General features: G+C 41.2%; 9 protein-coding genes. 6 read left to right on the top strand and 3 right to left on the bottom strand.

Going from position 1 to position 6,711, the window contains the following annotated elements:
• Positions 1 to 125: 125 nt before the first annotated feature.
• Positions 126 to 371, bottom strand: coding sequence for a hypothetical protein (locus tag M1K58_RS18445; protein WP_256760301.1), 246 nt, complete (start codon positions 369 to 371; stop codon positions 126 to 128).
• A gap of 482 nt (positions 372 to 853) precedes the next feature.
• On the opposite strand from M1K58_RS18445, the gene M1K58_RS18440 reads away from it, so the two are divergent.
• Positions 854 to 1,219, top strand: a complete 366-nt coding sequence (locus M1K58_RS18440) for a hypothetical protein (RefSeq protein ID WP_256760300.1) — start codon at positions 854 to 856, stop codon at positions 1,217 to 1,219.
• A 15-nt stretch (positions 1,220 to 1,234) separates the two neighbouring features.
• Here M1K58_RS18440 and M1K58_RS18435 read toward each other — a convergent pair whose 3' ends face one another.
• The gene (locus M1K58_RS18435; RefSeq protein ID WP_256760299.1) at positions 1,235 to 1,723 is read right to left on the bottom strand and encodes a hypothetical protein; all 489 of its coding nucleotides are present in this window, start codon (positions 1,721 to 1,723) and stop codon (positions 1,235 to 1,237) included.
• 419 nt (positions 1,724 to 2,142) lie between these two features.
• Here M1K58_RS18435 and M1K58_RS18430 point away from each other — a divergent pair, with 419 nt between their 5' ends.
• The 5 genes from M1K58_RS18430 to M1K58_RS18410 all read left to right on the top strand — a co-directional run bounded on the left by M1K58_RS18430 (position 2,143) and on the right by M1K58_RS18410 (position 6,497).
• The gene (locus tag M1K58_RS18430; protein WP_256760298.1) at positions 2,143 to 2,586 is read left to right on the top strand and encodes a hypothetical protein; all 444 of its coding nucleotides are present in this window, start codon (positions 2,143 to 2,145) and stop codon (positions 2,584 to 2,586) included.
• A gap of 288 nt (positions 2,587 to 2,874) precedes the next feature.
• Positions 2,875 to 3,042, top strand: a complete 168-nt coding sequence (locus M1K58_RS18425) for a hypothetical protein (RefSeq protein WP_256760297.1) — start codon at positions 2,875 to 2,877, stop codon at positions 3,040 to 3,042.
• Between the two features lie 549 nt (positions 3,043 to 3,591).
• Positions 3,592 to 4,053: a hypothetical protein gene (locus tag M1K58_RS18420; protein WP_256760296.1), complete on the top strand. Its 462-nt coding sequence runs from the start codon at positions 3,592 to 3,594 to the stop codon at positions 4,051 to 4,053.
• Positions 4,054 to 4,538: 485 nt separating this feature from the next.
• The gene (mgrA, locus tag M1K58_RS18415; RefSeq protein WP_256760295.1) at positions 4,539 to 5,537 is read left to right on the top strand and encodes an L-glyceraldehyde 3-phosphate reductase; all 999 of its coding nucleotides are present in this window, start codon (positions 4,539 to 4,541) and stop codon (positions 5,535 to 5,537) included.
• A gap of 129 nt (positions 5,538 to 5,666) precedes the next feature.
• Complete coding sequence (locus tag M1K58_RS18410; protein ID WP_256760294.1) at positions 5,667 to 6,497, top strand: AraC family transcriptional regulator; 831 nt, start codon at positions 5,667 to 5,669, stop codon at positions 6,495 to 6,497.
• On the opposite strand, the gene M1K58_RS18405 is transcribed toward M1K58_RS18410, so the two are convergent.
• Entirely contained in the window at positions 6,457 to 6,681 is a 225-nt protein-coding gene (locus tag M1K58_RS18405; RefSeq protein WP_256760293.1) for a cysteine-rich CWC family protein, read from the bottom strand. The genes M1K58_RS18410 and M1K58_RS18405 overlap by 41 nt on opposite strands.
• Positions 6,682 to 6,711: the final 30 nt, after the last annotated feature.

The raw sequence follows: 6,711 nt of genomic DNA, 5'->3' as shown, positions 1-6,711 counted from the left end.
ATCTCAAATCCCAGCTCAAGCAAGGCACGGACACCTTCATCATTATTAAATGCAAGAGCCCTGTCGACGGCAGCAGATTTCACATGAGTCATAGCGTTAATATCCGCGCCGAGCGCGATTAATTTTTAAAATAACGCCTTATTGCCGTAACGAGCCGCTGCCGTGATTATAGGATAGTTTTTATCGTTTAAATTATCAAAACTGTATCTATCTAGAATGTCGGAAGCCAAATCCATGAGGTTATTCTCTAGAACATCGTCCAGCACCAAAAACGACAGCATAGAGCCAGCGGGGGCTGTAGGCACAAATCTCGTGTAATCATTTTCCTTCAAAATATATTCCCCCATTTTCATCAAGTAAGTTGTTTTCATTATATCAACGATCCTGTTAGGCGCACATCCCTCCGCTTTGAAGGACCTAATATCATGAGTCTACCTGATTTGAAAATAAGCCAGGACATCTACTACTTTATTTATCGAAAGTTCTTCAAAACCGTCACGTTAAACTGCCCGTTAGCTTAATGAATGCAAAGAGTAGCCCCTTAGAACGTATACATCGTTCTGAGGGGCTATTCTTTGTGTCACATCATATCCAATATAGTGTTTTGTGTACCTTTAAGTCGTTAAAATTGTCAATTAATAAAACCTATAGAGGTGTCTTTTGAACCTTTTCATCCGTTCGTCGTATAACAATGCATCTCTTATCCGTTGCCGAAGCCGAATTTGCGCTATCCTGATTCCCCCGCCGGCTCCCCAGCTAGGACGGGGTTTTTCATTTTAGTTTTCATGCATACAGATTGTTGAATCGGATAGGCTAAGTTGGTGGATGTAGATCACAGAAGGAGAATTAACCTATGGCAGAAAAATCGATTATTGCTTATTTCAATAGCCCAGAGCAAGCCAGTAAAGCTTTAGAAAAAATGATGAGCGAGTTTGAAGTAATTGATTCTGCAATAGACAGGTTCGATGGATATCCTGGTGGCGGTGCTAGTCCATTAAACTCAATTACTGGAGATATTCCGAGTCTGAGTTCTCTTACACTTGGCGGTAATTTTAATAATGATTCAGGAATTTTAGCTGCGACTAGCGTTAGTGCCAGTGGTTATAGTTCCAGCGGACAAGGAATGGTGTCTGGAGTCGACATCATATTAACTGCAATCGTAAATGAAGAACATGGTGAGCAAGCCACCAAAATCGCACAAGAGTGTGGCGCTCTATAATTATAAGCCGGGAATCTAATTGGTTTCCGGTTTTATCCCCTCCCTTCTCCCTTTTTCACCGTGTATTGCAGATTCGTAACGATCCTCTAGTAGTGAACCGTGCTTTACTCCCAATTCTTGAATACATCCTCCGTCCGCATCGCCGCCTTGGAGCGCTATGTCGATAATTTCCTTGCCGAAGGACAATACCTTATCCTTTGCTACTAGTTCGGTACGAAGTAATTCATTATCCACCGTTGCGCTTAATGTGACTTTCTTGTGGTGTTCTAGTTCTTCCCTTGTACGTTCGAACTCCCTCGCCATATTCTGTTCGATCAGGTCTTTGTCGGATTGTGTGCCTTTAATAAAAGTGCAGTCCATAAGCCATTCTAATTTATTGCCAAACAGATGATAAATACTATCTGCTTCTTCTTCCTTGGCGTTAAAAATTCCCGGACATTCGATATCGAAGCAATAAAGACCGTTATCATCTTCGAACCATTGAGGTGTCATCATTTCGACCAAAACGATTGCATCATTTCATTCCGAATCTAACACTGTCTCAACTTTCGATAGTCATAGGTTGTTGGGATACTAATTGGTTCATAGGCTATGACTCCTTTCAATGATCGTCGTGCTGTTCAGTACTTCTCCAACATCTTTAATACCTTTTCATAAGCTAACGCTTCTCCGTGAAGCAATTCGACTTGCTTTGTTTCATCGAAGAAGGTCACTCTGCTTCTACGTTCGATGCGTTTATCAATTACTGCAACTTTGGATTATAATTCATTTCTAATTTCCTCTACCTCACTAGACATCGATTTCACTCCTTCGCTTAATTGTCGAACTACGCAGTAACTTCTATCTCGACTATTCTAGGAAAATATTGTCTAACATTGTTTATCAGTGTAAAATACAAGGAAAATCTCGTGGAGGTATGTTTGTTGGAGACGTCAACAAAATTAAGTTTAAAAGACTGGATAATTGGGCTTTCTTGTTTTCTCTTATTGGGTGCGATCCTTATGTCGATATTCTCAACAATCGACTACTTTAGATACGTCAAGTATTTGGACGGGAAACCAATATACCATGAAGAACAGACTTCCAAATTGTTTGTTGGTATGAGCAAGGATGAAGTCAAAAGTGTTATGGGAAGCATTGGATATGATATAAGGGTTGACTCCCCTTCTGGAATTGAAAAGAAAGAGTATGTGAGCAAATTAACCTTTGAAGGAGTTATGTTTGGAGTACCGCGACTTATTTTGGTTTATGAAAATAATAGTCTTGTGCAAGCTCAATACACTGAAAAGAAAATAAATACGATTCCATCCAGACGAAATAGACATAGGAAGGAATCTATTGAATGCGTACCTGGCCCGTGCATCTAACATCCAAGTTGCTTCAGAGGTAATGCAGTATTCTTCGTGCTGACATGCGTGTATCCCTCCCATCTGTTGCGCAATATGTGTCTACTGACTAACTTCGCTTAAACCTTTTCACCAATACTCGTCACTCGGAAATATGCGATGCTATCTTTCTAGCCTGGATTTCTAATTGTTTAATGTCATCTACTTCACGGCGTATTCGGACGTATTAACGCCCTGAATATCCTGAATAAAAAGTAATCCTAAAGCGAATAATTACTTGGTAATGAACCCCACTTAGGAGGCTTACCAATGACCGAAAGAAACATCGATGATCTTGAAAATCATACCTATGAAGAACAAATTGCAGAGCTTGCTGCTGACATGGCCGATGCCCCCGAACAGTCAGACAATCTTCAAGAAATAATGGAGAATGAATTCCGAACTCCTCCCCATGATGAGCAACTAGAGGAGATATGACTTAGAATAGCGTTATACCTCGAGACATTTTTTCTCAAATATGTGCTACCGATTATTTCCGAACCTTATTCTGGAACTCCACTTCAATGACATGAAGACCATCATACGTTGTGCGATAGGAGCTGAGGATCTTGCCCTCAAGCTCCATTACTGCGTTACTAATGTCACGAATTTAAAATAGTGCTCTTCGTCCTGGTTCAAATGATCACTGCTAAAATAATGGTGGTTGAATCATGACCATTCTCGATTCAAACCTTTTCAGTTGTTCTGGCACCTCAGAATCGGTCTATGACAACCCCCCCGCATGATGCTGCCGCTAGAACGCAAGTTCTGGGGACGTCATCTGGGAAAGATTAAAAAGCGAGGATTTATAACCTCGCTTCAGAATCATTATTTTTCAAAAGGGAATAAAGTTAAAATGAACCCTACAAGTTAAGAGTTTAAAAATTCCATCTATCGCCAAATCAGGACTTTTGATGTAAAATAATGTCGACAGAAATTACATAGCCATTACCTCAACCGACGAGGAAAAATCAGGAGGAACTAACTGTGTGGTATTGGATCTTATGGGTTATTCTCGCGGCATGGACATTCTTCGACGCAAAAAAACGTAGCAACAATGTAATTGGATGGCCAATTGGTACTCTTTTAATCGGTCCTATCGTATTGCCTGTCTACTTCGCAAAAAGATACTTAAAAGTGAATGAAGTACGAGAAGGCGGAACCGCATGGAATGTACTTAAAAACTTCGCGCTATATTGGACTCTTACCATGCTTGTCGTTGGAGTTGCTGGCGCTATCGGAGCAGGTGGAGTTATCTCTGATGCTGCGAATGATGCTGAACAAGCTGGAGCCGTCATTGGTGCAGGTATCGGATTGACAATGATTTTTATAATGTGGTTAGTGGTCGTTATTGTTGCTTTAATCCTCGGGTTCTTCCTTAAAAAATCAAGTATCGTAGAAAAGGGACCAACAGGCAAACTAGCAGAATCACAACCTATTACGGCTTAATTAGTTGTAAACCCCGCCTGACCACACTTGGTCAAGCGGGGTTTTTCCTCGTATTTAACAGACATATGTTAACTATTCATTTACTACAATCGTTTTAATAACGTTATCCCTATCGATCGTTATTACGTTATCAACTGTAGTCACAATTGCCTGTGGGTTTAGAATCATAATTAACATGGCTAATAGCGCAACTTTACCCATTTCTATCACCTCGATTTCTAATTGGTTATGTATAACTCTAACCATTATATAAACCCCTTGTGAGAATTCTAATCAACCTCTCATTCCGAGTTCCCGCTTCTCATTGAACCCTCCTACCGCCAACACTCTCTTTTCATTTTTGCTTGTCTTAGCGATAAGCTGCTGCTCCTTAAAAAATCAGGCATTATGCCATATTCATAGCGCTTTCTACTATATGATTTAGAGCTATACATCCTCATAATTGTATTGACTAAACAATACTTTTTTTGCAGGAGGATATAATAATGTCTTATTGGGCAAATGAAAGCAGATATAACGATATGCAATATAATCGCTGTGGAAATAGTGGTATTAAGCTACCTGCTCTATCATTGGGACTTTGGCACAACTTTGGTGGACAGGATGTCTTCGAGAACGGCCGTGCCATTGTACGCAAAGCTTTTGACCTTGGCATCACTCATTTCGATCTCGCTAACAATTATGGACCACCCTACGGGTCAGCCGAGGAATCATTCGGTCAGTTATTAAGGAAAGATTTCGCCCCCTATCGGGATGAATTGCTTATCTCCACTAAAGCTGGCTTTGATATGTGGCCAGGCCCTTACGGTGATTTTGGCTCTAAAAAGTATCTAGTCGCAAGCTTAGATCAAAGCTTACAGCGCATGGGACTGGACTATGTCGATATTTATTACCATCACCGTCCAGATCCAGAAACACCAATCGAAGAAACAATGGCTGCGCTAGATTTAATTGTCCGTCAAGGAAAAGCCTTATACGTTGGTATTTCAAACTATAAAGCGGTTGAGGCGGAGAAAGCGATCAAAGAGCTTAAGCGTCTAGGCACGCCTTGTCTGATCCATCAGGCGAGTTATTCCATGCTAGAGCGATGGATTGAGGAAGGCTTGCAGGATGTACTTGAGAACGAAGGGGTTGGAACAATTGGGTTCGTTCCGTTGGCTCAGGGTGTACTTACGAATAAATATTTGAATGGAATTCCTTCAGACTCCCGCGTTGCAGGTCATAGTGGATTTCTTAATTCAGACAGCATCCCCGATGCCAAGCTCGCTATCGTTAAGAAATTGAATGATCTTGCAGCAACTAGGGGCCAAAGCTTAGCTCAAATGGCACTTGCTTGGGTGCTGCGTGGCGGAAAAGTAGCCTCTGCTCTTATTGGCGCAAGCAAGGTAAGTCAGATTGAAGAAAATGTGGCGGCTCTGAACAATCTAGCCTTTAGCGACGAAGAACTACTGAGCATTGATCGTATTCTGGGTGGTCAGCAATAACAAATGTTGAAGCTTATGAATTACTGTTATTTTCGTCAGATTACTATTCGTCAAATAAGCATGTTAATGATCTGTTTTTACTGTAAAATGTATGAAAAACGATTGAGTCTAAGCGATTAGGAGCGGCCTATGATTGAATTTCTTCCACAAAACCTGCATCAGCTTGATCTTCATTTGATTCAGTATGGTATGGAGCAATGTTCGGGGGGTCATTCTTTCGGACCTGCGGTAAGGGAATATTATAAAATTCATTATATCTTAGACGGGGAAGGGATCTTCGAGATCGCTGGAAAAACCTATCGTCTGGGAAAGGGCCAAGGATTCCTCATCTGTCCTGGAACCGTTACTTATTACAAAGCAGATGAAGAGAATCCATGGCGCTATTGTTGGATCGGATTTAATGGGATCAAAGCCGCAACATTGCTGAAGCAAGCAAATCTCTGGGATGAACAACCCCTCTTTAACAGCGGTCCAGATGACGACTTCTACAAACATTGTATCGATATGATGATTGAATCGAGCGCCATGAAAAATGGTCGTGAAATTAAGCTAACCGGGCTCCTCTACATTTGGTTATCTACGCTCGTTCAATATTGTCCTGCCTTGCAGACTGAGACCGCCAACGGAAACAGCAGAGAGAAATACATCGCTCAGGTTGTTCATTTTATCGAGCTTAATTATGCTAATAAGATTACAGTTACCTCTATAGCCCATTTTATAGGATTGCAACGGAGCTATTTAAGCTCTTTATTTAGAGAAGTCATGAATACGAGTATTCAGGATTATTTAATTTCATATCGTATGAGGAAAGCCTGCGAGCTTCTGCAGAACTCCAATCTATCTATTGGTGATATCGCACGTTCTGTTGGCTACGACGACCCCTTGTTATTTTCTAAAATGTTCAAGAAAACAATCAACACTACACCGACTCAGTATCGCAGCAGCTCTGTTGTGCATTAAATTGTTCAACGCATTTACGACATAAACAAACCTTTCCTCGTAGCTCTTTAGGAATTCGATCCCTTAGCTCAAGCGGCACCTTCTTATGAAAGCACCAGCAATCGCCGCTCTCAACGCTACATTGATTATGTGAGCCGCATAAGGGACAATGCTTCCCATCTACATGTTTGTTTTCATCAACCATAAGCTTCCCCCCCTCCTACCACTAACACTT

Origin of the sequence: Cohnella sp. WQ 127256 (genome assembly GCF_024519285.1) — a bacterium.
GTDB lineage: Bacteria > Bacillota > Bacilli > Paenibacillales > Paenibacillaceae > Cohnella.
The sequence above is the reverse complement of the archived record's forward strand: the minus strand, read 5'-3'. Positions and strand labels throughout refer to the sequence as shown.